Source organism: Flagellimonas sp., assembly GCF_965233845.1.
GTDB lineage: Bacteria > Bacteroidota > Bacteroidia > Flavobacteriales > Flavobacteriaceae > Flagellimonas.
In genome coordinates this window covers 1,737,321-1,763,236 of record NZ_OZ247584.1, presented here as the reverse complement: position 1 = coordinate 1,763,236, position 25,916 = coordinate 1,737,321, and the positions used below count along the sequence as shown (strand labels likewise).

Genomic DNA, 25,916 nt, shown 5'->3' with positions numbered 1-25,916 from the left:
CCGACGCCTATCAAAGACCGTAGCCTTTCGGAATATCAAGCTGGATTTTCTGGCCACCCCGGGCAATGGATTTGTAAATGGCCTCCACAATAATCATGTCACGGCGTCCCATTTCACCCGGAGCCACATTGGGTTCGCCAAACAGTATATGCTTGGCGAAGTCATCCATTTGCAATTTTTGCTGACTTTCCTGTGGAAAGTCCAAATCTCCGCGGGAAGTGCGTCCAGCCAAAGGAATGTAAGTACTGGCAGGATCTAATTCATACCAACCTTGATCACAGGAGGCAAACAAGCGATTGGCTCTGATGTTGTGAGAGGTCATGATATTTCCGACCGCTCCACTTTCAAACTCAAATTGGGCGGTTATGGTTTCATCCGTATCCTTGAAATAGTCGGGGCGTGTACTGAACTCTTGGGCGGAAACAGATAAGGGATTCTCACCTGTTCCATAGATCACACTTTGAATGGCATACACCCCCATATTCATCAATGCTCCTCCACCAGATAAGGCTTTGTTCAATCGCCATTGTTCTGGGTTGGACCTAGATCGATATCCCGCATCTGCTGTTATATAATGGACATTTCCAAAGGTTTTCTCCCGAACATATTTTTTGATTTCTTGGGTATAGGGTTCTGAATGCAGCCGATAACCCATACCCAGTTTAACACCAGCATCCTTGCACGCGGTTATTATAGCATCACACTCTGCAACAGATACTGCCATGGGTTTTTCGCAGATTACATGTTTTCCAGCCTTTGCTGCCCTGATACAAAAGTCGGCATGCATGCTATTGGGCAGGACCACATAAACCACATCTATGTCAGGATTGTTTTTGATGGTGTCAAAATTTTGATAATTGTATATATTCTCTTTTGGGATGCCATATTTGGACGCCCATACTCCCTCTTTTTCAGGAGTTCCGGTAACAATTCCAGTCAGATAACAATGTTCAGTGTCCAATAGCGCAGGTGCCAATTGGTAAGTGCTATAACTTCCCAATCCTACCAAAGCAATCCCCAATTTTTTCTTGTTTTGAGATGAAGTATTGGCAACGATAAAAGCTGATGAGCCCAATAGTGCAGTAGCTCCAATACCTTTGCCCAAAGTGGAATTAAATGTTCTTCTGGAAATGGTTTTCATACTTCCTTATTTCGAGTTCTTTAAAGTTAGAAATAAACAAGAAGAAAAGGGCTGGTTTGTATTAATCTATACCAACTTAATTCTTTTAAATCCACTCAAAATTCCTACTTTTAGAACTGGACTAATTAAAACACAAAATGAAACAAAACTTCCTAGTTCTTTGCACAATTCTGTGCACTGCCTTGACCTTTGCCCAAAATCGGAAATTACCCATTGACACTACCATCACCACGCAACATAGTGTTACCATCAATGGGGCCAATATTAGTTATACAGCCACTACGGGCACACAACCTGTATGGGATGATATGGGAGAGCCGATTGCCTCCCTTCATTATACATATTATACGAGGAACAATGTACGGAACCGGGCAGAGCGCCCCTTGTTGATTTCCTTCAATGGAGGACCAGGTTCCGGATCTGTTTGGATGCACCTGGCGTACACTGGGCCAAGGGTACTCAAGATTGATGATGAGGGATATCCTGTACAGCCTTATGGGGTTAAGCAAAATCCCTTTTCGGTTTTGGATGTTACCGATATTGTTTATGTAAATCCAGCCAATACTGGATATTCCAGAACCATTCCCGAAACAGGTGAAAAGGTGGATAGGGACAAGTTTTTTGGCATCAACGCGGACGTTGCCTATTTGGCAGAATGGTTGAACACCTTTGTAACCCGAAATAACAGATGGCGTTCCCCAAAATATATCATTGGTGAAAGTTATGGGGGAACCCGTGTTATGGGATTGTCCCTGGCCTTGCAGAATCAGCAATGGATGTATCTCAACGGGGTAATTATGGTTTCCCCTGCGGATTATAAAGTCATCAGGGTTGGTGGGCCAGTTTCAAGTGCCCTGAACCTCCCCTATTATACGGCTGCAGCATGGCATCATAAGGCGTTGCCATCAGAACTTCAAAATAAGGATTTGTTGGAGGTTTTGCCAGAGGCTGAAAACTATACGATCAATACTTTGATCCCAGCCATCGCCAAAGGTGGATTTATTTCAGACTCGGAACGAAATTCGGTTGCCAAAAAAATGGCCTTTTATTCAGGCTTAAAAGAAAAGGATATCCTAGATCACAATTTGGATGTGCCTACGCAATTCTTTTGGAAAAATCTTTTGAAGGAGAACGGTGGTTATAACGTTGGAAGGTTGGACAGCCGCTATTTAGGAATTGACCGACAACTGTTCGGAGAAGGACCTGATTATTCTGCTGAGCTTACCTCTTGGCTCCATAGCTTTACCCCCGCAATCAACTATTATCTACAGGAAGAACTTAAGTTCAAAACGGATATCAAGTATAATATGTTTGGTCCTGTACATCCCTGGAACAATGAAGATGACAATACAAGGGATAATCTGAGACAGGCCATGGCACAGAATCCATATTTGAACGTTTTGGTTCAATCTGGGTACTATGACGGTGCCACTACCTATTTCAATGCCAAGTACACCATGTGGCAGGTTGACCCAAGCGGGCGGATGAAAGATCGATTTGAATTTAAAGGGTATCGATCAGGGCATATGATGTATCTAAGAAGGGAAGATTTGAAAAAAGCCAATGACGACCTCAGAAACTTTATTGTACGAACAACGGCCAATGGAAAAAGTGCCAAATATTAATATCATGAATAAAATAGCAATCTTATCCCTGGTATTGGGACTTACCTCCCAATGCATCCTCGCCCAAGCCATACCTCCAAAAGAATGGCAAATCAAAACTGCCTTAATGGCCGTACCAGCGGATTATAAAGACGGAGCCAAAGTATATGGCTATGATGCTTCGGGGAATTTTGTAACGCTGCGTGAAGGAAGCAATGACTACATCGCATTGGCAGATGACCCCAAAAAGGAAAAGTTTTCTACCGCTGCCTATCATAAGGAACTGGAACCCTTTATGGCGCGTGGAAGGGAGTTGAAAGCCCAAGGAAAAGATGGAAAGGAAATCTTTGATATTCGGGAGGAGGAAGTTAAGGTAGGAAAGTTGAAAATGCCGGACAAGACCACCTTATGTGTCTTTACGGGAAACGTAAACGCGGAAACCCAGGAAATTGAAAATCCCTATGTGCGCTACGTATTTTACATTCCCTTTGCCACAGGGGAATCCACAGGATTACCCACCACCCCTACTCCTCCTGGGCATGCATGGATCATGAACCCAGGAACCCATAGGGCCCACATTATGATAACACCTCCGAAGAATTAGAAAGGTTCAATGAAGAAAATTGTCTTTGACAATCCCCATAGGAAAAAGCATTTCGCATTTTTCAATCACATGAACCATCCTCATTTCAACATTACGGCCAATGTAGACCTTGGCTCATTCCTACCTTACGTAAAGTCAATGGAAATGCCGTTGACCTATAGTCTGGTCTATTTGTTATCCAAAGCGGCCAATGATATTATTGAGTTTCGATGGAGAATTCGAGAAAATGAAGTGGTTGAGCATGAGAGTGTGCATCCCTCTTTTACAGTTCCCACCAACGAAACGGACGTTTTTAGTTTTTGTACGGTTCCATTTCAAACAAGTGCCCAAGATTTTATAGCTGATGCCAAACGGATCAATGAAGCCATGAAAACAAACCCTTCCATTGAAGATGAACCTGGAAGGGACGATTACTTGTTTATGTCGGCAATCCCTTGGGTAAGTTTCACCAGTATTCAGCATGCCATGCATTATCACCCGCATGATTCGGTACCCAGAATAAGCTGGGGGAAATTCTTCCGCCAAAACAACACCCATTTAATGCCATTGTCCGTTCAAGCCCACCATGCTTTGGTGGATGGCAGACATATGGGGCGGTATTTTGAAAATGTTCAGGAATTGCTGAATAATCCGAAATTGGCATTGGAATAATCTACCAACCATGAACCGACAAATCTGTACGTATTATTTAATCTACAGATAGCCTTTTAAGGCTTTATTTCCTAATTTTAGCAAACACCTTCAATCATGTCAAAACACAGAATCCTAGTTATTACCTTGCTATCCTTCCTTTCATTTTTTAAAAATACCCAAGCCCAGGATTGGCCCAATCTAGCTAAATACCAAGAGGCGAACCAAAAGTTATTAACCGCTCCAATAGATGAAAATCGAGTAGTTTTTATGGGTAATTCCATTACCGAGGGGTGGACCAATGGCATGCCTTCTTTCTTTGAAAATCCATCTTATGTAAATCGGGGGATTAGTGGTCAGACCACCCCTCAAATGCTATTGCGATTTAGGCAGGATGTTGTCGATCTAAAACCCAAGGTGGTTCTTATTTTGGCCGGCACCAATGATATTGCTGGAAATACCGGACCCATGACCTTAGAACAAATAAGAGATAACATTCAATCCATGGTGGAATTAGCGCAAGCCAACAATATTACACCCGTAATCTGTTCAGTACTCCCTGCTTTTGACTACCCATGGAAACCCAAAATGGCTCCGAACATAAAAATCCCACAATTGAACAATATGCTGCAGCGTCTGGCCAGGGATAAGAATATATTTTATCTGGACTATTTTTCCGCTATGTCGGATAACAGGAATGGGCTTCCCAAGGAACTAGCGGATGACGGGGTTCACCCAACTACCGCAGGCTATGAAATCATGGCCGAGCTTGCCAATAAAACCATTCAAATGGCTATTAAGAGTTAGATATGAAATTTTACATTCCGCTTTTGGTGCTATTTTTCGGATGGTCTGTGAATGGGCAAAACAACAGTCAAGTCCAGCCTGTTCTGGAACATTTGCCCATGTTTGATAAAATCAGGGATTTTACCATGGATGCCAAAGGGAAAGAATCCTACTTCACTATTCAATCTCCCAATGAAGAGGTGTCCGTAATCGTGAAATCCGTTAATGGGAATAATGGCTGGGACATGCCAGCAATTACCTCTTTTTCGGGAAAATATAAAGACTTGGAACCATTTCTGTCCCCAGATGGGTTGCGCCTATATTTCGTATCCAATAGGCCCGTGGACCAGGCATCAACAACTCCAAAGGATTTTGATATTTGGTACGTGGAAAGGGCTAATTCGACTTCGGAATGGTCTACTCCCATTAATATAGGTGCTCCAATCAATACCGAACACAATGAATTTTACCCTGCTGTTGCGCAAAACGGGAATTTGTATTACACCTGTGATTGCCCTGGTGCACTTGGAAGGGATGATATCTTTTTCAGTTCGTATGATGATGGGAGTTACGCCGAACCCATTTCCTTGAGCGGGAACATTAACACGGAAGGCTTTGAATACAATAGTTACATTTCCCCTGATGATTCTTACTTGATTTTTGGAGGATACAATCGCGAGGACGGTCAAGGGAGTGGTGATCTCTATGTCAGTTTCAAAGACGATTCCGGGAATTGGACTAAAGCCATACCCTTACCCGTTCCCATTAATTCGAAATACATGGACTACTGCCCATTTGTGGACCCAACAAACAATGTTTTGTACTTCACCAGCCGTAGAAGTCAAGAACCTGGCTCCAACATGGTTTCCATGGATGATCTCTTGGATTATCTGAAAAGCTATCAAAATGGGGGTAGCCGATTGTACAAAGCCCAGTTTGACATCTTATCACTGAAATGAATCAGGAATTCTTGGCAATTTCATGCAAAATCCTACCGTCAGCCTTTTTATCCCATTTAAAAATACCCAGGAATACCTTCCCGCATGTTTGGATTCCATTCTAGCTCAGACCTATCCTTATTGGGAGGTGTTGGCCGTGGATGATTATTCGGAAGACAAAAGCAGGAAAGTTCTGGAAGCTTACGCCAAGAAAGATAACCGAATAAAAGTTTATCCCAATTCTGGAAATGGAATTATTCCGGCTTTACAAACAGCCTATGCCCATAGTTCTGGAGATTTGGTTTCCCGTATGGATTCTGACGACATCATGAAACCCAATCGCCTGGAAGTCATGGCAGAATCGTTGGGTAGTCATGGAAGAGGTCATGTGGCCGTGGGGCAAGTACAGTATTTTTCCCATCGAGGTATCAGCGATGGGTATGCACGGTATGAAACATGGTTGAATGCACTAACCGCAAACGGGAACAACTATAATGAAATTTATAAGGAATGCGTAATCCCTTCCCCTTGCTGGATGGTGTACAGGGATGATTTTGAACTGAGCGATGCTTTCCGCCCCAATCGGTATCCTGAGGACTACGATCTCACCTTTCGATTTTACGAAAATCAATTGAAGATCATACCCTGTAATGAAGTGCTTCATTTATGGAGGGATTATGATACCCGAACATCCAGAACCCATGAACATTATGCGCAGAATTATTTTTTGGACATCAAGCTTCATTACTTTTTAAAACTAGACCGCGACCCAATGCGACCCTTAGTAGTATGGGGCGCAGGTTTTAAAGGTAAATCCATCGCAAAAAGTTTAGTAAATCAAGAATTGGACTTTGTGTGGTTATGCGACAATCCCGCAAAAATTGGAAAAAAAATATACGGACAGGAATTGGTGCATTTTGAAATGCTGAGACAACTGAAAAACCCCCAGAGCTTGGTAACAGTGGCCAATGAGACTGCCCAGAAGGAAATCCGTGAATTCTTCTCCACTCTGGGACAACAGGCTATGAAAGACTACTTTTTCTTCTGCTAGCTTTTGCATTGTACAATAAACAATTATCAATTAACAGGGTCCAACGTTACTCATTGTTCATTGGTTATTGTGAATTGTTAATTGGAAATTGAATCTAACAAACCCTTAACACCGCCATTAGCTAAGTATCACCTATATTTGCTTAATCAAAGTTGGGAATGCAGTTTAAACATCCGGAAATCCTTTGGGCCCTATTACTTCTCCTGATTCCCATTTTCATTCATCTTTTTCAGTTACGAAGGTTTAAAAGAACACCCTTTACCAATGTAGCCATGCTGCAAAAGGTAGTTTCGGAATCCAGAAAAAGTAACCAGCTCAAAAAATGGTTGCTCCTCATCACAAGATTGTTGTTGATTGCTGCCTTGGTGGTCGCCTTTGCCCAACCCTTTAGCGCCTCCCAAACCGCAACCACAACAAAGGAGACAGTCATTTACTTGGATAATTCCTTCAGCATGCAGGCCAAAGACAATGGACTTTCCATTTTGGAACAGGCCGTGCAGGATTTGATCAAAAATGTTGGAGAGGATAATGTGTTCACCCTGTTCACCAATGAAAATACGTTCAGAAAGGTCACCGTAAATGAAATAAAAAACGAACTGCTATCCTTGCCGTATACCCATAAGCAACTGGACGTGGATGCCATTTCTTTGCGTGCCAACAGCCTGTTCTCAAATTCGGAAGACGCTATAAAACAATTGGTGTTGATTTCGGATTTTCAACAAAACATGGGACAATTCGTTGGAACACAGGACACTACCCTACTCACCTATTTGGTTCCTGTACGTTCTTCGCTTGATAGAAATGTTTCTATAGATTCCATAAGTTTGGAAGGACATCCTGCCGATCAGTCAAAACTTACGGTGAGGCTTTCAGGCGGTATCAGTGCGGAAAGCCTACCGATATCATTGTATAATGGAGAACGGTTGATCGCCAAAACTTCTGCAAATTTCACTTCAAATGGAAATGCAAAAGTGGAACTTTCCATTCCTGCAGATACCGAAATTCTTGGAACAATCAGTATTCAGGACAATGCACTTTCTTTTGACAATCAGTTTTACTTCAATATTGATGAAAAGGAGAAAATAAAGGTGCTTGCAATCAGTGAATCGGACAACAACTATCTGCAACGTCTATTTCCGAAGGAAGAATTTCAACTTCAGCTATTTGGGCTAAACCAGTTGGATTACAGTGCCCTGGGAGATCAGCATGTGGTTGTGCTCAACGAATTGAAATCCATCCCCAATGGGTTGCAGCAAGTGCTTAGAAGTTTCAAGGAAAATGGCGGAACAGTGATTCTGGTACCTTCTGTAGATTGCGATTTGAGCACCTACAATCCATTGTTGTCCAATTTCTTTGCCACCAAATTTCAGGAAACGCAGGTTTTGGAAAAAAACATCACAGGAATTTCTTTTGACCATCCCGTGTACCAAAACGTTTTTAATAAACGAGTACAGAACTTTCAATATCCCAAGGTAAACCAGTCCTACAAACTGGTAACCCAGGCTCCAAGCTTGCTAACTTTTGAGGGAGGGGAGCCTTTTTTATCTGGAATAAATGGGTTCTATTTCTTTACGGCAGCCCTAAATTTGGAAAATTCCAATTTTAAGAACTCCCCACTAATTGTACCTACCTTTTATAATATGGCAGCTTTCAGCTTAAAGGCGCCTGCCATACAGCACATGCTGGGGCAACCCACACGGATAGATATTGCCACTGAACTAGGAAACGATAACATATTGAAGGTTGCCCAAATGGATTATGAATTCATTCCAAGGCAGCAATCATTTACCAACAGGGTACGTTTGGATTTCGATGAAAACCCGTCAGAGGCTGGTATTTATAAGATTCAGAAATCCGAAGAAATAATCAAACGGATCAGTTTTAACTATCCCAGAGCGGAAAGTTTGTTACGATATATGGAAGTGGAAGGAACAGAGCATGTTAGCGTCCAAGATTCCGTAGCTGGACTTTTTGAACATCTGAAAGCATCAAATACCATTACTGCTTATTGGAAATGGTTTGTTATTTTAGCACTGTTTTTGGCCCTGTTGGAAGTCCTCATTCAAAAATTTATTAGATGAACATTCTGCTGAAGTCCGCAAAGATTGTATGCCCACAAAACAAGGCACTTCATTTAAAAAAGCGGGATATTCTCATTAAGAAAGGAGTAATCGAAAAAATCGCGGCTTCCATTCCTTCGGCTACAAACATCAAGGAATTTACCGCAAAAAATCTTCATGTGTCCTTAGGCTGGTTTGATAGCAGCGTAAGCTTTGGTGAACCCGGTTATGAAGAACGCGAAACCATATCCAATGGATTGAAGGTGGCAGCCGCCAGCGGATTTACAGATATTTTGTTGAACCCCAACACCAAACCAGTACCGGATACCAGCTCAGACATGGTTTTCCTGAAAGAACGAGGTAATGGCTCCGCCACCAATCTCTATCCTGTTGGAAGTTTAACAGCGAATGCTGAAGGCAGAGATTTAGCGGAACTATTTGACATGAAAAATGCGGGAGCGATAGCTTTTTATGATTTTAAAAAGCAACTATCCAATCCCAATCTTTTGAAAATAGCCCTACTCTACGCCCAAAATTTTGACGGATTGGTCATGTCCTTTCCCCAGGATGGACAAATTAAAGGGAAAGGCATAGTGCACGAAGGCGAAATCTCTACCACTCTAGGGCTCAAGGGAATTCCAGCCTTAGCAGAAGAACTACAGATTTCAAGAGACCTGTTTATTCTGGAATACACAGGGGGCAAATTGCATATTCCCACCATTTCCACGGCCAATTCCGTTAAGCTTATCGCCAATGCCAAGCGTAAAGGTTTGGACGTAAGCTGTAGCGTTGCGGTGCATAATCTGACCTTTACAGATGATTCGTTAACTGAGTTTGATACCAACTTTAAAGTTTCACCTCCCCTGCGCGAAAAATCGGATTGTAAAGCCTTAATCAAAGGACTCAAAGACGGGGTTATCGATTTTGTGACTTCGGATCATCTGCCTTTGGATATAGAGGAGAAAAGAGTGGAGTTTGATAATGCAGCCAATGGAACCATAGGAATGGAGACGGCTTTTGGCACACTGAACCCTATGTTTGAATTGGAAGAGACAATCTCCTTTTTAACCCAAGGACGCGAACGTTTTGGACTTCAAAACCCGAAACTGAAAGAGGGAGAAAACGCATGCTTGACACTGTTTGATCCCACCATGGAATGGGAATTTAAAGAAGATCTAAGCCAGTCCACCTCTAAAAACAGCATGTTTTTAGGTACACGAGTGAAGGGTAAGGCTTTGGGAATCATCAACAACAACAAATTCACTGTTTAATATTTTGAGTAGTTCCAAGCCAGGCAGATTTACTGCCATCGCAAGCTATATTACCATTCTAGGCTGCTTGATTGCCATCACCATGAACATGGAACCCAAGTACGCTTTTGCCAGGTTTCATGCCAGACAAGCTTTTGGAATACATCTGATATACCATTCCTTAGCGACTTATCTGAATTTAACAAACGTGGACAATGTCATGGTTTGGGGTGTTCTTTGGGTAGTCTATCTTGGTGCTATTTTATATGGCGTTGTTGGAGCTATCAACAACCATGAAGGTTTACTACCAGGGCTGGGCGCAAAGTTTCAAAAATGGTTTACCTTTATTCCTTAAACTAATTTCATGTCCCCCACCACTCTATCCCTTGAATACCTGCTGAGACCATCCAGCCTTACCTCTGGCAAAATTCCCGCAATTTTTATGTTTCACGGTTACGGTAGCAATGAAGAAGACCTTTTCTCCTTTGCCACGGAACTACCAGAGGAACCCATGGTAATTTCGGTACAGGCACCCTATTCGCTGGAACCCTTTGGTCATGCTTGGTACGCTATAAATTTTGATGCCGAATACGGAAAGTGGAGCGATGATGAACAGGCAAAATCCAGTCGGGATAAAATTGTGGCCTTTATTGATGAAGCCTGCGAAGCTTATAACTTGGATACAGAAAACATTACACTTTTAGGATTCAGTCAGGGCACTATTCTCAGTTATTCCGTGGCTTTGTCTTATCCCGAGAAAATCAAAAATGTGGTGGCCCTTAGCGGTTATATCAACGAAAAAATCTTGTTGGACGGTTATGCCGACAAAGACCACAGTCAATTGAACATTTATGCATCCCATGGTCAGGTAGACCAGGTTATACCGTTAGAATGGGCCCAAAAAACCCCAGAATTTCTAACCCAAATGGGCATTGCCCATGTTTATGAGGAGTTTCCCGTGGGGCATGGTGTAAGTCAACAGAATTTCTATTCCTTTCGGGATTGGTTGACCAAGCATCTTTAGTGGCTACGCGTATAGAGCAGGTGGTCCAATAGCGTGAAATCGACGGACAAGTCATCCTTAAGTTCATATTTGATCACCAAATCTCCCCAATATTTACCATCAGAAAAATCAGCCAATAACCATTTATGGTTAAGTACCTTTATTTTATTGATTTTGAAATCGCTTTCCATACCGTCATAGGGCACTAAGGGGTTATTCCCTTTCCTTTCATTGGTCTCCAAAAGTTTATCCTCTATATACCTTACTGGATCTTTTAAATCAAGGTGTTCATAATAGGCCAATGCATCATCATTGTTTTCCAGGGAAAAATACTGAATATCCAAAATCTTGAGTTGGGATTTTTGCAGGGAATCCTTCAATTCTGAAATTTCGCTTTGCAACCCATCCATATCGGAATTCATAGCCTTTTGGTAATTGTTGGCACTTACAAATTGATAAAGAACAATCAAGGCGGCAAAAACAAATAGGTATAGGAAAATTTTACTCTTCATAGTGTTTAAATCTTCAATTTTAAATTATCGTAGGCCAAATGTACATGCTTTGGCAATTTTTTTTCCACTTCATCATGAAAGCCCAACATATGGCTTATATGGGTAAAATAGGTTTCTTCCGCCCCTACTTCTTCGGCAAATGCCAAGGCTTCCTCCAGATTAAAATGGGAATGGTGGGCCTCCTCCCGTAAGGCATTGACCACTAAAACCTTGGCCCCTTTCATTTTGTCCACTTCGGTTGGTTCCACACGCTTAACATCCGTTAAATACACAAAATCCCCGAAGCGATAGCCAAAAACCTCCAGTCTGTTGTGAAAGGCTTGAATGGGAAGTACCTCAATTCCACCCAGAGGTATCGGCTTGTTACATTCAACCTCGGTCACGCTTACTGCCGGAGCGCCTGGGTATCTATTTTCATCTGCAAATATGTAATCGAACCTAGTTTTTAAGGATTCCACTACCCTTTTGTGCGCGTAAATAGGAATATCACCTTGTCTAAAGAAAAACGGGCGAATATCATCAATTCCAGCGGTATGGTCGGCATGCTCATGGGTAAAAAGGATACCATCCAGTTTGGTGACGGAATGTGTGAGCATTTGCTGTCTAAAATCTGGGCCACAATCCACTACATAATTGAAATTGTTCCAAGAAACCAATACTGAAACCCTCAATCGCTTGTCCTTCGGATTTGGACTTAGGCATACTGGATGATTGCTACCAATAACCGGAATACCCTGGGAGGTTCCCGTGCCCAAAAAAGTAATGGTCATCGCATCATCCATTAAATCCAAAATTATAACTTATTTATTTAATAGATTTGGGGAAGAGTGTAACTTTGTTTTCCATAAACCATTGGTTATGTCCACTGTCAAGAATTCTACAAACGCCTTTGAAAACATCCCTTCAATCAAGGCGAAAACACTGCGAATAAATTTGAATCCCAACATTTATGGAACTTTTGCTGAAATTGGTGCAGGTCAGGAAACGGCGCGGCAGTTTTTCAGAGCTGGAGGTGCGTCTGGAACCATAGCAAAGGCCATGAGTGCTTACGACAAATCGTTTAGTGATGCTATTTACGGTGTAGAAAAAGATGGGCGGTACGTTACCCAATCCCGTTTAAAAAGGATGTTGGAACACGAAATGCGATTGGTGGAAGAACGGATCAGTCGTGAGAGCAATCCTGATTATTTGTTCTTTTCCTTTGCAAACACAGTGGCTACAATCGATTTTTCCAAACGCTACAAGGGACACGGATGGGTAGGTATCCGATTTCAATTGGACCCAAAGCAAAAGGAATATGATGAGATTGTGCTACACATCCGTTTTAAGCAAAATGAAGCCAGATTGCAGCAGGAAACCTTGGGAATTCTAGGGGTTAACCTCATTTATGGGGCATTTTTCAAATACCACAAGCCCAAAAAGCTACTCAAATACCTCTATGATCATATAGACCGTGATACCATAGAAATTGACATGGTCAACTTCATGGGACCACACTTTAAGGATGTGGATAACCGTTTGATGAGTCTTCAGCTTATCCGAAATGATATGACCGATGCGGTCATGTTTGGTCCCGATGGCAACAACTTGCTACCGGCAGCTGTGCTGTACAAAAAGAATATCTTGGCCCTTAGAGGGAGCTTTAGGCCGGTGACCAAGGTAAACATGGACATGTTCCAAAAATCCTATGATATTTTCATTCGTGAACAAACGGTTGAATACGAAAATACCATAGTGGTCTTCGAGATTACCCTTTCCAACCTGAAAGCATCGGGTGAAATTGATGAACAGGATTTTATGGATCGGGCAGAATTGCTTTGTTCCCTTGGTCATACTGTATTGATTTCCAACTTTAAGGAATATTATAAATTGGTTGAATACTTTAACAACTATACCAAGGCCAAAATTGGTATTACCATGGGTGTCAATAACTTAGTGGATGTATTTGACGAAAAATACTACCGTCATCTAAGTGGTGGTATCTTGGAAGCCTTTGGGAAACTGTTCTTCAAGGATTTAAAGGTGTATCTATATCCAATGAAGGATCCCGAAACAGGGCAGATCATGACCAGCAACAACGTGAAGGTGCACCCTCGTATGAAAGAACTTTACAAATTCTTCAAGTACAATGGTAAGGTGATGGATATTATTGACTATGATCCAGATATCATGCATATCTTCTCCCGCGAAGTTCTGCGTCGCATTACCAGTGGAGAGGATGGCTGGGAGGAAATGCTTCCTGAAGGTATTGCAGAGGTAATCAAGGAAAAACAACTTTTTACCAGAAAACTTATTGCTGAGGACGAAAGCTCTTAAGCTGTAAGGTTGTTCATCACTTTTTATATTTTAGAAATAGCCAGGTAGCTAGAATGACTGCCAATGCTATAGCGGCATAAATCCAAAAAGAAGTTTTGTTTTCGGGGTTTTCCATGATTAAAATGGAGGTGTTCGCTTTTTGATTGGTAAGCTCCTGTTTTTTACCCCCTGCCCAGGTCACCACAATCCTTTCTACCGTATTGGCCGTTCCCAGACCAAAATGGGCTATTGCGGAATTTTGGGACATGTGACTGGAATTACCTCCATCAATTTCCCGAATCATGTGCTTCCCATCTGAGAACACCTCTACCCTAGCCCCAATGCCATTGGCTTCAGATACCGTGCCCTTAAGGGCAACCTTGAACCAGTTCCCTTTGGCACCATCGTTTCGGAATAACTTGGTAACGGAAGGTACCCGGTAGTTATCATGGATAGGCTTTTGGTTGACCACCAAAATATCCAAATCCCCATCATTGTCCATATCAAATACCACAGAACCTCTGCCCACCCCTGGGTCATTGATTCCTTTTAAACTCGCATTTTCAACAAAACTTCCATCCTGGTTGTCGTAATAAAAATTGGCCATGGGATTACAATTGGGGTTTAAGTCCCCATTGGAAACGTAGATATCCAAGTCCGTGTCATGGTCAAAATCGGCAAAATTCGCTCCCCAGCTAATGGCAAAACTGTAGGCGCCCGTTTCTTTGGCCACATTCACAAAGGGTTTGTTGCCGCCTTGGTTTTGCATCAAATAGTTGAACTTGATGTTGGTCACAAAATAATCCAGCAGGCCATCCTCATTATAATCGCCTACAGCTGCTCCCATAGCATTGATCTTAAGATCCATTTCTTTGTCTTCGCTGACATCCTTGAAACCTTTCCAGGGTAATCTATTTTTATATAGAAAGTTGGGGACAGCCTTATATCCAAAATCGTTGTGGACAAAGATGTCCTGGTCCCCATCATTGTCATAATCCGTGAAAATACTTCCAAAACCAAAACCTTTATGGCCCAGATTGTATTCCTCATACTGGTTTTCGAAATGCTTTCCTTCCTTATTGATGAATAGATAGTCCTTAGAAGTCTGATGGGCACTGGCGATAGTGGCATCTTTCAGTATTCCCAGTTTTCCCGTGAACTCCACAAAATAGTTTCCCACATACAAATCTGGATAGCCATCCGCATTTACATCCCCAAATGAAGCGCCCGTACTAAAGGAGTTAAACTCCTCTAAACCATAGGCAGTAGTAGCATCCATGAAGGTACCATCCCCATTATTGATGAAAAGTAGATTTTTTGCCCTTGGAATTACGGTAGTGTTATCCTTGGAATTTATGGTGGTAATGAACAGGTCCCGCCATCCATCTTTGTTTACATCGGCACTGGCCACTCCTTGGGTAACATAATCCGTAGTTACCTCCAAACCAGACCCCTCAAATACGTTTTTGAACTTCCCCTCACCTTGGTTCAGATATAATATGTCCGACGCTGTACCTCCTGTAATGTAAAGATCTTCCAGTCCATCGTTATTTATATCGAAAGCCACTGCGCCACCTCCAAAGGTTCCCTCGTAGACCAGAAACTGATGGTCAATTCCCGCATCCTCCGTAACATCAGTGAACATTCTCTGCGCTTGTAGCAAAAAAGGACATAAAAGGATCAAGTGGACAGCTAGGGAAAGTTTGTGCATGATCAGTCTGATTTCCTCCAGTTTAAGTTGATTACATTTTTAGCAATTTTCATTCCTTCTTCCAAGCCCACATTATTGTCCTGGGGGGTGTGAATTCCCCCATAAAACCTCGAAGCCGCAGTTTCTTGGGCCGCTTCCCAAAAGGAGTTGAAAGTTCGCACCACAAAATCCGTATCCCTAACTTCGTCCCGTTCCCTTCCTTCATGGGCCCTATCCGTAATCTGGACTTCCTTTCCAAACTCGTGTTCCAAGACTGTGGCCATTGCACCAGCATTAATGGCATGACCCGATGGAAAAGCTGGAAAAGGAGGATCGGGCCAAAAGGACTCCCATTCTTGGTCAATAAATTTAGGAATAAAGGTATTGGGCCGTTCAGAGAAAAAGTGATATTTCCATTCCCAACAGTTGATAAAGGCATCTGCCACCGCAATGCTTGTTTTGGCATAAGCCTCCGTTGCCTTAATCATACTGGGAAGTTTCTTCTCTACGGCCAAGGTTACATAGTAGTAAGAATGGCCCGGGGGAGTAAATGATACATCGGGGTCATCTCCCCACCAAATGGCCGCTTCTTTTTCCTCTTGGGTGAGTGCCAAATCCTTCTTATAGACTTCCATAAATTCCTCATAATAAGGAGAACCAGGAATGGTGTCATAAGGAATCATATAAGGCAGCTCCAATCCTGAATTTTCCTTTAAAAACCTTCGGTTTTCACCCCAATGCGGATGCAAGGGATAATGACTGAACGACTGTGCAAACAACGGAGGTTTCCAAGAACCTGGTCGCTCTGGGTGAACCATTTCCTTATCAAAATTGTAAAGATACCCTCTGTGCCCGCCATCAGATTTTGACCATTCAAAAATGGCATTTGCTACTTCCTTTCCGTAAGAAACGGATCGTTCCACAATTTCCAAATCGTTGATCTTATCCGAATAACTCTGGTATATATCCTGTTCCAACGAATCTATGCGGGCCTTGTTCTCATCTGAAGTTTGCAGATATATCTGTCTTAAAATTTGGGCCTGTCCCGCATTGAGGGACAATTCCCAGCTGTAGGCTTTATCATTTTCGGGTTGTGGAAGTTGATCTAAACCATTGAGTTGGCCTTGCAACGAATTATTGTTTTCAAAACCGTGTACCACAGATTCATACATGGTCAGTCCAATGTAACCAAACCCACGGGAAGCAAAAGTTGGAGAATTTGCCGGGGTAAACTGGGTAATATACGTTGCCATTTTAGCCCATTCCAGGACTACGTCCTGTTCTGAGTACTCTTTACGTTCGCTGCAAGAATTTATGAAGACTGCAACGGCAATAATCCAGTATGATTTTCTAATCACTTTTTTCATGCACACATTTAATTAGCCCCAAATTGATAGGCCTCCAGGGATTGACCCTGAATACCCAAAAGTAATAGGTCATTCAAAATCACAGCACTTTCCACAACGCCATCTATACGCAATCCGGACGTGGTCTGTTCGGTATATGAAAAGTTCCCGTTTCCATCACCCAAGAATAGCGTTCCGTAGTTGGCATCAAATTTTCCCAATCGTAATTTATAACGATGATTGTTACCAAGTAACAGGAGGTCTAAATGACCATCCTGGTTAAAATCATGGGATACAATCTCATTCACAGGAGAAAATTGAGCCTGTGCAGGAAGTTTCATTTCCTTAAAGGTTCCATTTACTGTTCCCACAAACAGCGTTGTTTTCATGTGATTCACAGAGAGTCGTTCAACTTTGGAAGGAGTTTCCCCGTCAAAAATTTCAGATAAGTCGGCATCGGCATAACTGCTATAGCTATTGAATTTGGGTCTTAAATAAGCCAATTGCCCCAACAGTTCATCCCTGGTTACATAGGGATAGCTTTTTCCTTGAATGTAAAAACAGAATATGGGGTCTACCGCACCATTTTCGTCAAAATCGTCATAATAGAGTTCCAAAGGTTCCTCCGGGGAGGCTTGAAACTGGGTATTTGTCCCCATGTTGCCCGCAATAATGTCCGGCTTCCCATCTTTGTCCAAATCCTCAATATGCACCGTGTTCCACCATCCTTGATAGGGACTTTCAAAAAATTGGGTTGTTGACTCAACCAGTTTACCCTTTTCTATAGAAAAGACAGTTATGGGCATCCATTCACCAACTACAACCAACTCTTGTTTTCCGTTGTCATTCAAATCTGCCCACGCAGCATCTGTAACCATTCCCAATTCGGAAACCTCGGATGCCAGTTGCGCGGTCTGATCTTTAAAACTGCCATTCCCGTCATTCATCAGAATAAAACTTTTAGGGGTTTCAGGATACCGACCGGGAACCACCCTACCTCCTATAAATAAATCGGGGTATCCGTCTCCGTTAACATCATGGGACGCAATGCAACCCGTGCTAACATGCATTGCAGGAAGTGCATCTTCGCTTCTTGAGAAATTACCTTTTCCATCACCTAAATACAGGCGATCTTGCAAAAGTTCGTCCCCTGAATCCAAATGGTGATAACCTCCGCTGGCTACATAAAGGTCAAGGTTGCCATCGGTATTAACATCCAAAAAAGATGCTGCCGAATCGTGAAATTTCTTGTCCACATTAAAATCTGGAATATTCAGTTTTTGAAAACGACCATTGGTATCTTGCAGAAATAGTGCACCTGATTGGTTTTGGGCTCCGCCAATAAATACATCTACCCTACCATCATTGTTCACATCCCCTTTGCTTAGGCATGGGCCGTCATGGGAAAACTCTTCGAGTAGAAGTGATTGTCGTTTAAAATCATTGATCTGCGCTTGTTGGTGGGCATAATCAATTGGCGAAGTAATTTCCTTAAAGAACCGCCCTGAATTTTGGCCAGTTTTATCTGTCGAAGAAACCGCATTAAACTCTTCGAGTTCTAGCACTTGATTGGACGAAACCTGGGTCAACGTCTGTACTTTACCACTGCTCCATCTTATTTTTAGAGAATCCACGGAGGACAAGTCACCTAAACCAAAATGCATCACATCTGAAACGGACGATAGATAGCCCCTAGTGGTCATTTGTTCCTGGATTTGGATTCCATCCCGGGTATACAAGCTTACTTTTGCGCCCAAGCCCCGAAGATTTCCCTGCTTTCCTTTCAGTTTTACTTGAAGGTAATTATGCTTTTCATTGGACTCATTTTGATAAATAAACGCAGGTTTGTTGATGTTGTTCACAATCAAATCCAAATCACCATCATTATCCAAATCGGCATAAGCGGCACCATTACTGTTGGACACTTGGCCCAATCCCAGCGTTTGGGTTTTGTTCTCAAATTCCAATCCGCCTTTATTGATGAACATATAGTTCAGCAAATCGGTTGAGGGCATTTGCTTGATAATCTCCAAGACATCTTCCCTAACCAATCTACCTTTGGACTGGACATAGTCTTCCATATAATTAATGAAATCCAAGTTGGTATAGTCCCTAAAATAACCGTTGGTTACGTACAGGTCTTTCCAACCGTCATTATCAAAATCGGCCAAAAGGGCGGCCCAGCTCCAGTCGGTATTGGAAACTCCCGCCAACTGTCCTATCTCACTGTAAGTGCCATTTCCATTGTTGCGTTGTAACATATTACGCATGTATTGATAGTGGAAACCGCTGCGTAGGTTTAAATCAAATTTTTCATAATTGTCCGGGGAAAGTAACAGTTTCTGTCTGCGGTTATCCTCAGGTAGCATATCCAAGGTATAGATATCCATCCACCCATCGTTGTCAATATCCGCAATATTATTTCCCATGGAAAAATGGCTGGTATGGCCCATGCTGGTTTTCAGCTGGTCTATAAAAGTGCCATCGCCATTATTTATATAAAGATAATCCGGGATGGTATAATCATTGGAGACATAAAAATCTTCCCAACCATCATTGTTGACATCACTAATACATAATCCCAACCCGTAGCTCAAGGCCGAACCGCTTATCCCAGAATTCGGGGTTACGTCTTGAAAAAAGCCATTAGTTTGTTTGAACAGACGGAGGCCGCGATGCGGATCATCAATTTTTAATTGGTTCTTGGTACTGGTCTCATTCAATACAGGTAGGGATTTTGGGTTATGGTTGAGCATCAAGACGTCCAAATCCCCATCATGGTCATAGTCAAAAAAATGGGCTTGATTGCTAAATCCAGGAGTATCCAATCCGAATTGCTTGGCACTTTCTTCAAAAATGGGAATTCCATTTTCATTGTTCCCTTTATTGATGAACAATTGATTTCTTCTTTTCTCATCAGGCAAGGCACCCGAGTAGCAAAGGTAAATATCCAACTTGCCATCACTATTGATATCCACGGAGCTTACCCCAGTTTTCCAAGGTCCTTTTCTTCCAGAAGTCCCGGAAGCCAGGGTAACATCTTCAAACTGCATGTCCCCTCTATTTAGGTACAAATGGTTGTCGCCCAAATTGGCTGAAAAATAGATGTCGATATTCCCATCCCCATTGTAATCGCCTACCGCAACCCCTCCACCGTTATAGAGATATTCATACATCAAAACATTGATGTTCAGATTCTCTTCCAGCCGATTTTGAAAATGGATATTGGTCTGCTCAGGAGACAGCAAGGTAAACAACCTTTCTTCAGCGTGGTGCTCTTTGGAATTTGCAGATTCATTGGATTCTTCTTTGCATCCAAAAAGTAACAGCAGGAACAGCGCCCAAGAAGTGATATTTCTGAAGTTATGTATCATATCTGGAATGGAAAAAAAATCCATCCTAATGAAAGGACGGATTTTCCACTAACTCAAACGAAATTAACTAATAAACCTAAACTTAATATTCAAATTAGTATCCGGGGTTTTGTTCCAATAATTCGTTACGATTGATTTCATCTCTACTGATAACCCTGTAATACATTTTGTCATCCCAAATACGGGTTTCATTGTCTGTATTATCAATGGGTACGTATAGGTAATCGTATACATCCTTGTCATGTCTGTACGGTATGTGCGCTGTCTGACCACCTTTAACGGTTGCTGTTGTCTGCATTACCTTAATTCCCCTACCAATGGTTTCTGCAGGGATCATCCAGCGTCTTGCATCAAAATACCTGTGCTCCTCATAGGCCAGCTCAACCCGTCTTTCATTTCTATAGCGATCCCTTAGTGCATCTCCAGTATCGGCAATGGCAGGCATTCCCACTCTATATCGGATTCTGTTCAGCCAAGCAATGGCTTCAGCTTCGTCTCCTGTTTCAATACAGGCTTCCACATAATTCAAGGCCACTTCCGTATATCTAATAAACGGCCATGGAACCACCTGTGCATTGGAACGGTTATCCACCAATCCTGGATCCGGGTCAATAAACTTTCTTACATAATATCCCGTTCTACTTCCATTCCAATCCTCAATTGGGGACTGTCTGGTATCCACTCCAGGAATAGTTCCACCTGCGCCATCATCATAGGAACCTGTCTGGATTTGATCCACTGGATCTATACTTACTACATCGGAAGGGCGGGGTTTCCAATCGGCACCATCGTAAAGTACCGTTGCGTAAAAACGTGGATCTCTATTGGCAAATGGGTCTGCTGCATGGGCGGGGTTGTTCCAATCAAATTGAGAACCGTCCATCAATTCATAGTCGTCCACCAACTGCTGAATAGGCGTATTTCCTGCCCAGTTGTGATAGCCATTGGGACCGTTGTTTACCCCAACATTGATACCACCCAAAGGCCATTCGTTTTCTTCGGTATAGAGTCCTGTATGTGTTCGCTCCCAAATTAATTCTACAGCCGCGGCGGCATCGCCCACACTACTTCCACCTCCCATGGAGAGGGAAACATAGTTGGCTTCACCTTCTTCAGCTGATACAGGTGCATTCAAATCCAGTTTATAGCCCGATGACATATCCAAAACAGCTTTTGCCGCAGTTTTCGCCGCTTGCCAACGAGAAGCTTGATCACCACCCGTATAGGCTACCAACGCCAGATTGGAAAAGGAACTTAGGGTTCCGGAATTCGCGGAAGCTGTTGGGCCATGGTGCAAATCACTGGCCGCGTACAACAATACACGGGCCTTTAAGGCCAGGGCAGCCAATTGACTTGCCCTTCCTTTTGTGATTTCCTTACCTGCCAACATTCCAGCTGCAGCGTCCAAATCACTGATAATAAAATCCACTGTTTCGGCATATGTATTCCGGGCTATGCTAAAATCCTCACCAAGTTCATATGGTCTGTCAATAAGCGGTACACCACCAAAGTGTCTTAATAACTGATGGTAGTAGTATGCTCTAAGGAAATGGCTTTCACCCATCAATCTTTCCTTAAGGTCTGCGTCGTCAAAGGTAGCTTCAGGTAATTCCTGCAAGGCAATATTTGCGTTACGAATGGCGCCGTACAATTCTTCCCATGTTGGAAGAATACTTGTGTTCCCCAGGTTAGAAGGTGTGGAGGTTCCCTCCATCAATACATCTATACCCCTACCGGAGTGGGTAAACATAGCCTCATCGGTCAAAGAGGAAAGTCCTTCTTCTTCAAAGCCAGCGTTCCCCAATGCGGAGTAAATTCCAAAAACAAAAGCTTGCGATAAAGCGCCATCTCCCCAAGTCGCATCAGAAGACACACTATCCTTGGGCTGTGTGTTCAAAAAGTCATCGTTGCATGAAATAAACAGCACGGAGGCCATCAAAACAAATGCAACCCATTTTTTCATATTTTTCATAACCAATTTTATTAAAAAGTTAAACTAAATCCTGCGTTAATTACCCTAGATTGTGGATAAGCCACCCCATTACCAGCAACAGATTCTGGGTCGAAAATCTTGTTTTCGGCGAAGGTTACCAAGTTAAGACCACTTAAGTACACCCTGGCAGCTGATAGCCCAAATGGTGCGATTACGTCTGTTGGGAAATTATAGCCCAAGCTAACGTTCTTAATTCTAAGGTAATCCTTGTTGAACAACAAATAGGAGTTCTGGCCAAAGGACCCACCGGTATAATAGGTGTCTCCCCTACTGGCCAATCTTGGATGTACGCTACTAGGATTGTCTATACTCCATCGGTTGTCATAGCTATACTTTAAATAGTTACCTATGTCACCGGATTCAGTGAAGATACGCAGGGAAGCGCCTGTTGCCCCCTGTAACAACACTGAAAGATCAAAATTCTTGTACTGGGCATTGAAAGTTGCACCAAAGTTAAAGGTTGGGGTGTCATTTTCGTCCAAGCGCACTTGATCGTCCCCATCGATGATACCATCGTTGTTGACATCCTTAAATTTCATGTCCCCAGGTCTTAGTTGAGAAGTAACACCGCTATAATCCAAGGTGTTGGCAGCTATATCGGCCTCATCCAAGAATGCACCATCTGACAGATACACAAAATGGCTTCTAATGGGTTTGCCTTCCTGTCTTTGATAGGAAGGTGCCCCAGGAATCTCGTCCATGAAATCCACCGTATTCTTTGCAAGACCACCATTGATACCAGCATCCCAGCTGAATCCATCAGGATCTCCGCCAAAATAGTTTACTGCAAATTCAAATCCTTTATTGGTCACTTCACCCGCATTTACCGGAGGCAATCTATCGGCAATACCCGAGGAGCCCGGTGTGGAACCGGTTTGCTGAATCAGGATTTGATCCCTTTTGTTCAAGAAATACTCCAACACAAAGGCAATCTTGTTGTCCATAAGCCTACCATCCAAACCAATGTTGAAGTTGTTGGCACGCTCCCAAGTAAAGTTATTGTTGGCCAACAGTGGCTCCAATATGGTGGTCTGAACAGCTCCGTTAATCGGATATCTATTAAAGTCGTATATGGATAGGTAAGCATATTCCCTAAGCTCGTCGTTTGAAATTTGCCCATCCCCATTGTCATCAAAGGCAACTTGGTCATTACCCATTTGTCCATAGGAAGCCCTGATTTTCAAGTTGTTGACAAAATCCACATTGAAGAATTCCTCATTGGAAATGTTCCAACCTACCAAGAATCCTGGGAAGAATCCAAATCTATCATTTTCAGGGAAAATGTAGGATCCATCATATCTCCAGATAAATTCTGCCAAGTATTTTTCCTTGAAATTGTATTGCACCCTTCCGTAATAACCCAATCTATTTCTATTGAAGGCTACACCATCTGCAACTTGCCCATCTTCGCCACCTACGGTAAGCTGGTCTATGGCATCAGAAAGGAAATTTAATCGGCTACCGAATAGTTCTTCAATATTAATGGTCTCACGTGTAACACCTGCCAAGGCACTTACAGTATGATCACCAAAGGTCTTTTCATAATTTAAAAGTGCGGTCAGGTTTACGTTCAATTGGTTTCTGGACCACTGCTGCAATCTGGGATCTGTGAATGAAGAACGTTGTGCTCCATTTAAAATAACCTCACCTGTATTGGTATAAGTGTCTCGATCCAAAAAGTAAAGATCCCATGGGGTTTCCCATAATTTTCGTTGGTCAAATCTTTGGTCAACACCGGCCAGAAGGGTCAGTTTTAAACCATCAACCCATGGATTGGTGATATCCAAAGATCCCGTGAACTGTAAATAGTCGCGTTTTTCTCTATCATAACCTGTTTCGTTGGTGGAAATCACCACAGGCTGCTGTCCATTTTCAATATCTGGTCCAGGTAATCCTCCAGGCCAAACGGCTACATCGGTAGGTTTACCTCGCATCAACATTCTAAAAATGGCTCCTGAACTTTCAGTAGGAAGAGATCTATCCTCTTTTCGGTAACCCATGCCCAACTTGGCTTCTACATAATCATTGATGGTTGCCGTGGTGTTCAGTCTAAAATTATATTGTTGATATCTTGTGCTTGAATTTTCATAGATACCATCTTGATCGGAATACCCCAAAGAAGAGAAATATTTCATCTTTTCCGAACCTCCCGAGATGGAAAGATTATGTCTGCTTTGACTTGTCCAATCCTGGAAGGTGGCATCAAACCAATCACTGTCTGGGTAGAGGTAAGGATCCGATTGGTTTAGATAACCCTGCACATCAGCAGGACTAAAGACCGCATTAATAACCCCTGCTCCAGGATCCTGCGGGGTATAGCTTCCGTTGGTACGGATAGCTTGTGAGGCGGCAGACCATTCACTGGCTGGCAAATTATAAATGGGCAGCTCATTTCTTATATCCGCATACTCAACGGCATTTGACATTTCAGGTACGAAGGTGGGTTGGCTCAATCCAAAATCGGCTGTATAGGTAATCGTAGGCTTACCTTGTTGTCCTTGCTTGGTAGTTACGATAATCGCACCATTTGCCGCTCTTGCACCATAAATGGCTGCAGAAGCATCTTTTAGTACCGAAATGTTTTCAATGTCATTGGGGTTTAGACGTCCAATTCCACCATCTCTATCTGGAATTCCATCAATAACCACCAAAGGCTGATTGTTACCCAAAGTATTTGTACCTCTAATGGTGATGTTTGATTCATCGTTACCAGGCTCACCGCTGGTTTGGATAATTACCACCCCGGGCAAACGCCCAGCGAGGGAGTTGGAAACACTAATGGCCGGGGAGGATTCCAATACAGCACCCTTTACTGCTGTAACGGCTCCCGTTACCGTGGCTTTCTTTTGTGTACCATATCCCACCACCACAACTTCATCCAATTGGGAAGCATCTTCCTGCATCTGAATTGTGAGGTTGGTCTGGCCATTAACAGGCACCTCCATGGTTCTATACCCCAAATAGCTCACCACCAATATGGCATCTGGTGCGGCTTCCAAGGTAAACAGCCCATCAAAATCGGTGGCTGTACCATTGTTGGTGTTCTTTACTACAACCGAAGCTCCTGGCACGGCAATGTTTGTTGCTGCATCCACAACGGTTCCAGTAATGGTGTTCTGAAGGTGGTCAATCAAGACCTCGTTGATTTTTTCCGGACTGATGCTTGCGCTAACCTTTTGCTCGTTCTCACGTAAAAGGTTCTCGATTTTTTCTTTGATCTCCGGCTGATTTTTGGGAAAAAGGATGATTTGGTTTCTTACATAACTGTAATCAATCTCAGTTTCCATAAACAGCACGCTCAACGCATCATCAATAACGGTATTGTTGACACTTAATGACCGTTTTTTATCAACGTTGACGATGCTACTGTTGTAAAAAAAGCTGTAGTCGCTCTTTTTCTCAATTTCTTTAAGAATCGTTTTGAGTTTGGCATTTTTCATGTTCAAGGTAATGTTTTGAGCGTAAAGGTCTGATGCCAAGACTTTTACCATACTAAAACATACCAACAGAAAGTAAATCTTCATAATCCGAATAAAGGGGATTGACGAAAAAAAAAGTCTCTTTTTTTTCATAATTTTGAATGGTTTTAGTTACTTAATTAGCTACAATTGGGTAATTAGTCAAAGGGGGTGTTTGCGA

Annotated in this window: 19 protein-coding genes; 11 read left to right on the top strand and 8 right to left on the bottom strand. The window is 42.6% G+C overall.

Translation table 11 applies throughout. The features are described 5' to 3' along the window. Positions 1–10: 10 nt before the first annotated feature. Positions 11–1,141 carry a Gfo/Idh/MocA family protein gene (locus ACO6S0_RS07605; RefSeq protein WP_422351387.1) on the bottom strand — a complete coding sequence of 377 codons (1,131 nt, stop codon included), beginning with the start codon at positions 1,139–1,141 and terminating at the stop codon, positions 11–13. Positions 1,142–1,278: 137 nt separating this feature from the next. Here ACO6S0_RS07605 and ACO6S0_RS07600 point away from each other — a divergent pair, with 137 nt between their 5' ends. From ACO6S0_RS07600 to ACO6S0_RS07555, 10 genes are all read left to right on the top strand, one after another. Continuing rightward, positions 1,279–2,766 (top strand): S10 family peptidase, encoded by a 1,488-nt coding sequence (locus tag ACO6S0_RS07600; RefSeq protein ID WP_422351386.1) that lies wholly within the window; start codon positions 1,279–1,281, stop codon positions 2,764–2,766. A gap of 4 nt (positions 2,767–2,770) precedes the next feature. Further along, positions 2,771–3,349 (top strand): hypothetical protein, encoded by a 579-nt coding sequence (locus ACO6S0_RS07595; RefSeq protein ID WP_422351385.1) that lies wholly within the window; start codon positions 2,771–2,773, stop codon positions 3,347–3,349. Between the two features lie 9 nt (positions 3,350–3,358). Then, on the top strand, positions 3,359–4,000 hold the full coding sequence (locus ACO6S0_RS07590; RefSeq protein ID WP_422351384.1) for a CatA-like O-acetyltransferase: 642 nt from the start codon (positions 3,359–3,361) through the stop codon (positions 3,998–4,000). A 96-nt stretch (positions 4,001–4,096) separates the two neighbouring features. Further along, on the top strand, positions 4,097–4,786 hold the full coding sequence (locus tag ACO6S0_RS07585) for an SGNH/GDSL hydrolase family protein (RefSeq protein WP_422351383.1): 690 nt from the start codon (positions 4,097–4,099) through the stop codon (positions 4,784–4,786). Positions 4,787–4,788: 2 nt separating this feature from the next. Continuing rightward, entirely contained in the window at positions 4,789–5,724 is a 936-nt protein-coding gene (locus ACO6S0_RS07580) for a hypothetical protein (protein WP_422351382.1), read from the top strand. Positions 5,725–5,746: 22 nt separating this feature from the next. Further along, entirely contained in the window at positions 5,747–6,754 is a 1,008-nt protein-coding gene (locus ACO6S0_RS07575) for a glycosyltransferase family 2 protein (RefSeq protein ID WP_422351381.1), read from the top strand. A gap of 158 nt (positions 6,755–6,912) precedes the next feature. Further along, positions 6,913–8,835, top strand: a complete 1,923-nt coding sequence (locus tag ACO6S0_RS07570; protein ID WP_422351380.1) for a BatA domain-containing protein — start codon at positions 6,913–6,915, stop codon at positions 8,833–8,835. Further along, the gene (locus ACO6S0_RS07565) at positions 8,832–10,085 is read left to right on the top strand and encodes a dihydroorotase (protein ID WP_422351379.1); all 1,254 of its coding nucleotides are present in this window, start codon (positions 8,832–8,834) and stop codon (positions 10,083–10,085) included. The genes ACO6S0_RS07570 and ACO6S0_RS07565 overlap by 4 nt, the downstream gene beginning before the upstream one ends. A 4-nt stretch (positions 10,086–10,089) precedes the next feature. After that, positions 10,090–10,419, top strand: a complete 330-nt coding sequence (locus ACO6S0_RS07560) for a hypothetical protein (protein WP_422351378.1) — start codon at positions 10,090–10,092, stop codon at positions 10,417–10,419. 9 nt (positions 10,420–10,428) lie between these two features. Continuing rightward, on the top strand, positions 10,429–11,088 hold the full coding sequence (locus ACO6S0_RS07555) for an alpha/beta hydrolase (protein WP_422351377.1): 660 nt from the start codon (positions 10,429–10,431) through the stop codon (positions 11,086–11,088). Here the strand turns inward: ACO6S0_RS07555 and ACO6S0_RS07550 are convergent. Both ACO6S0_RS07550 and ACO6S0_RS07545 read right to left on the bottom strand, forming a co-directional pair. Continuing rightward, positions 11,085–11,579, bottom strand: a complete 495-nt coding sequence (locus ACO6S0_RS07550) for a hydrolase (RefSeq protein WP_422351376.1) — start codon at positions 11,577–11,579, stop codon at positions 11,085–11,087. The genes ACO6S0_RS07555 and ACO6S0_RS07550 overlap by 4 nt on opposite strands. 5 nt (positions 11,580–11,584) lie before the next feature. Beyond that, complete coding sequence (locus tag ACO6S0_RS07545; protein ID WP_422351810.1) at positions 11,585–12,349, bottom strand: MBL fold metallo-hydrolase; 765 nt, start codon at positions 12,347–12,349, stop codon at positions 11,585–11,587. Positions 12,350–12,437: 88 nt separating this feature from the next. Here ACO6S0_RS07545 and ACO6S0_RS07540 point away from each other — a divergent pair, with 88 nt between their 5' ends. After that, positions 12,438–13,895: a TonB-dependent receptor gene (locus ACO6S0_RS07540; RefSeq protein ID WP_422351375.1), complete on the top strand. Its 1,458-nt coding sequence runs from the start codon at positions 12,438–12,440 to the stop codon at positions 13,893–13,895. Positions 13,896–13,911: 16 nt separating this feature from the next. Here the strand turns inward: ACO6S0_RS07540 and ACO6S0_RS07535 are convergent, their stop codons facing one another. From ACO6S0_RS07535 to ACO6S0_RS07515, 5 genes are all read right to left on the bottom strand, one after another. Further along, positions 13,912–15,585, bottom strand: coding sequence for a CRTAC1 family protein (locus ACO6S0_RS07535; protein ID WP_422351374.1), 1,674 nt, complete (start codon positions 15,583–15,585; stop codon positions 13,912–13,914). 2 nt (positions 15,586–15,587) lie between these two features. Further along, positions 15,588–16,931 (bottom strand): vanadium-dependent haloperoxidase, encoded by a 1,344-nt coding sequence (locus ACO6S0_RS07530; RefSeq protein ID WP_422351373.1) that lies wholly within the window; start codon positions 16,929–16,931, stop codon positions 15,588–15,590. A gap of 8 nt (positions 16,932–16,939) precedes the next feature. Next, positions 16,940–20,284, bottom strand: coding sequence for a VCBS repeat-containing protein (locus ACO6S0_RS07525; RefSeq protein WP_422351372.1), 3,345 nt, complete (start codon positions 20,282–20,284; stop codon positions 16,940–16,942). A 94-nt stretch (positions 20,285–20,378) separates the two neighbouring features. Next, complete coding sequence (locus ACO6S0_RS07520) at positions 20,379–22,247, bottom strand: RagB/SusD family nutrient uptake outer membrane protein (protein ID WP_422351371.1); 1,869 nt, start codon at positions 22,245–22,247, stop codon at positions 20,379–20,381. A gap of 20 nt (positions 22,248–22,267) precedes the next feature. Further along, complete coding sequence (locus ACO6S0_RS07515) at positions 22,268–25,849, bottom strand: TonB-dependent receptor (RefSeq protein WP_422351370.1); 3,582 nt, start codon at positions 25,847–25,849, stop codon at positions 22,268–22,270. Positions 25,850–25,916: the final 67 nt, after the last annotated feature.

Bases quoted from the DNA above. Each gene is read 5' to 3' on its own strand.
- ACO6S0_RS07605 (WP_422351387.1), bottom strand. From the start codon at position 1,141: ATGAAAACCATTTCCAGAAGAACATTTAATTCCACTTTGGGCAAAGGT.
- ACO6S0_RS07600 (WP_422351386.1), top strand. From the start codon at position 1,279: ATGAAACAAAACTTCCTAGTTCTTTGCACAATTCTGTGCACTGCCTTG.
- ACO6S0_RS07595 (WP_422351385.1), top strand. From the start codon at position 2,771: ATGAATAAAATAGCAATCTTATCCCTGGTATTGGGACTTACCTCCCAA.
- ACO6S0_RS07590 (WP_422351384.1), top strand. From the start codon at position 3,359: ATGAAGAAAATTGTCTTTGACAATCCCCATAGGAAAAAGCATTTCGCA.
- ACO6S0_RS07585 (WP_422351383.1), top strand. From the start codon at position 4,097: ATGTCAAAACACAGAATCCTAGTTATTACCTTGCTATCCTTCCTTTCA.
- ACO6S0_RS07580 (WP_422351382.1), top strand. From the start codon at position 4,789: ATGAAATTTTACATTCCGCTTTTGGTGCTATTTTTCGGATGGTCTGTG.
- ACO6S0_RS07575 (WP_422351381.1), top strand. From the start codon at position 5,747: ATGCAAAATCCTACCGTCAGCCTTTTTATCCCATTTAAAAATACCCAG.
- ACO6S0_RS07570 (WP_422351380.1), top strand. From the start codon at position 6,913: ATGCAGTTTAAACATCCGGAAATCCTTTGGGCCCTATTACTTCTCCTG.
- ACO6S0_RS07565 (WP_422351379.1), top strand. From the start codon at position 8,832: ATGAACATTCTGCTGAAGTCCGCAAAGATTGTATGCCCACAAAACAAG.
- ACO6S0_RS07555 (WP_422351377.1), top strand. From the start codon at position 10,429: ATGTCCCCCACCACTCTATCCCTTGAATACCTGCTGAGACCATCCAGC.
- ACO6S0_RS07550 (WP_422351376.1), bottom strand. From the start codon at position 11,579: ATGAAGAGTAAAATTTTCCTATACCTATTTGTTTTTGCCGCCTTGATT.
- ACO6S0_RS07545 (WP_422351810.1), bottom strand. From the start codon at position 12,349: ATGACCATTACTTTTTTGGGCACGGGAACCTCCCAGGGTATTCCGGTT.
- ACO6S0_RS07540 (WP_422351375.1), top strand. From the start codon at position 12,438: ATGTCCACTGTCAAGAATTCTACAAACGCCTTTGAAAACATCCCTTCA.
- ACO6S0_RS07535 (WP_422351374.1), bottom strand. From the start codon at position 15,585: ATGCACAAACTTTCCCTAGCTGTCCACTTGATCCTTTTATGTCCTTTT.
- ACO6S0_RS07530 (WP_422351373.1), bottom strand. From the start codon at position 16,931: ATGAAAAAAGTGATTAGAAAATCATACTGGATTATTGCCGTTGCAGTC.
- ACO6S0_RS07525 (WP_422351372.1), bottom strand. From the start codon at position 20,284: ATGATACATAACTTCAGAAATATCACTTCTTGGGCGCTGTTCCTGCTG.
- ACO6S0_RS07520 (WP_422351371.1), bottom strand. From the start codon at position 22,247: ATGAAAAAATGGGTTGCATTTGTTTTGATGGCCTCCGTGCTGTTTATT.
- ACO6S0_RS07515 (WP_422351370.1), bottom strand. From the start codon at position 25,849: ATGAAAAAAAAGAGACTTTTTTTTTCGTCAATCCCCTTTATTCGGATT.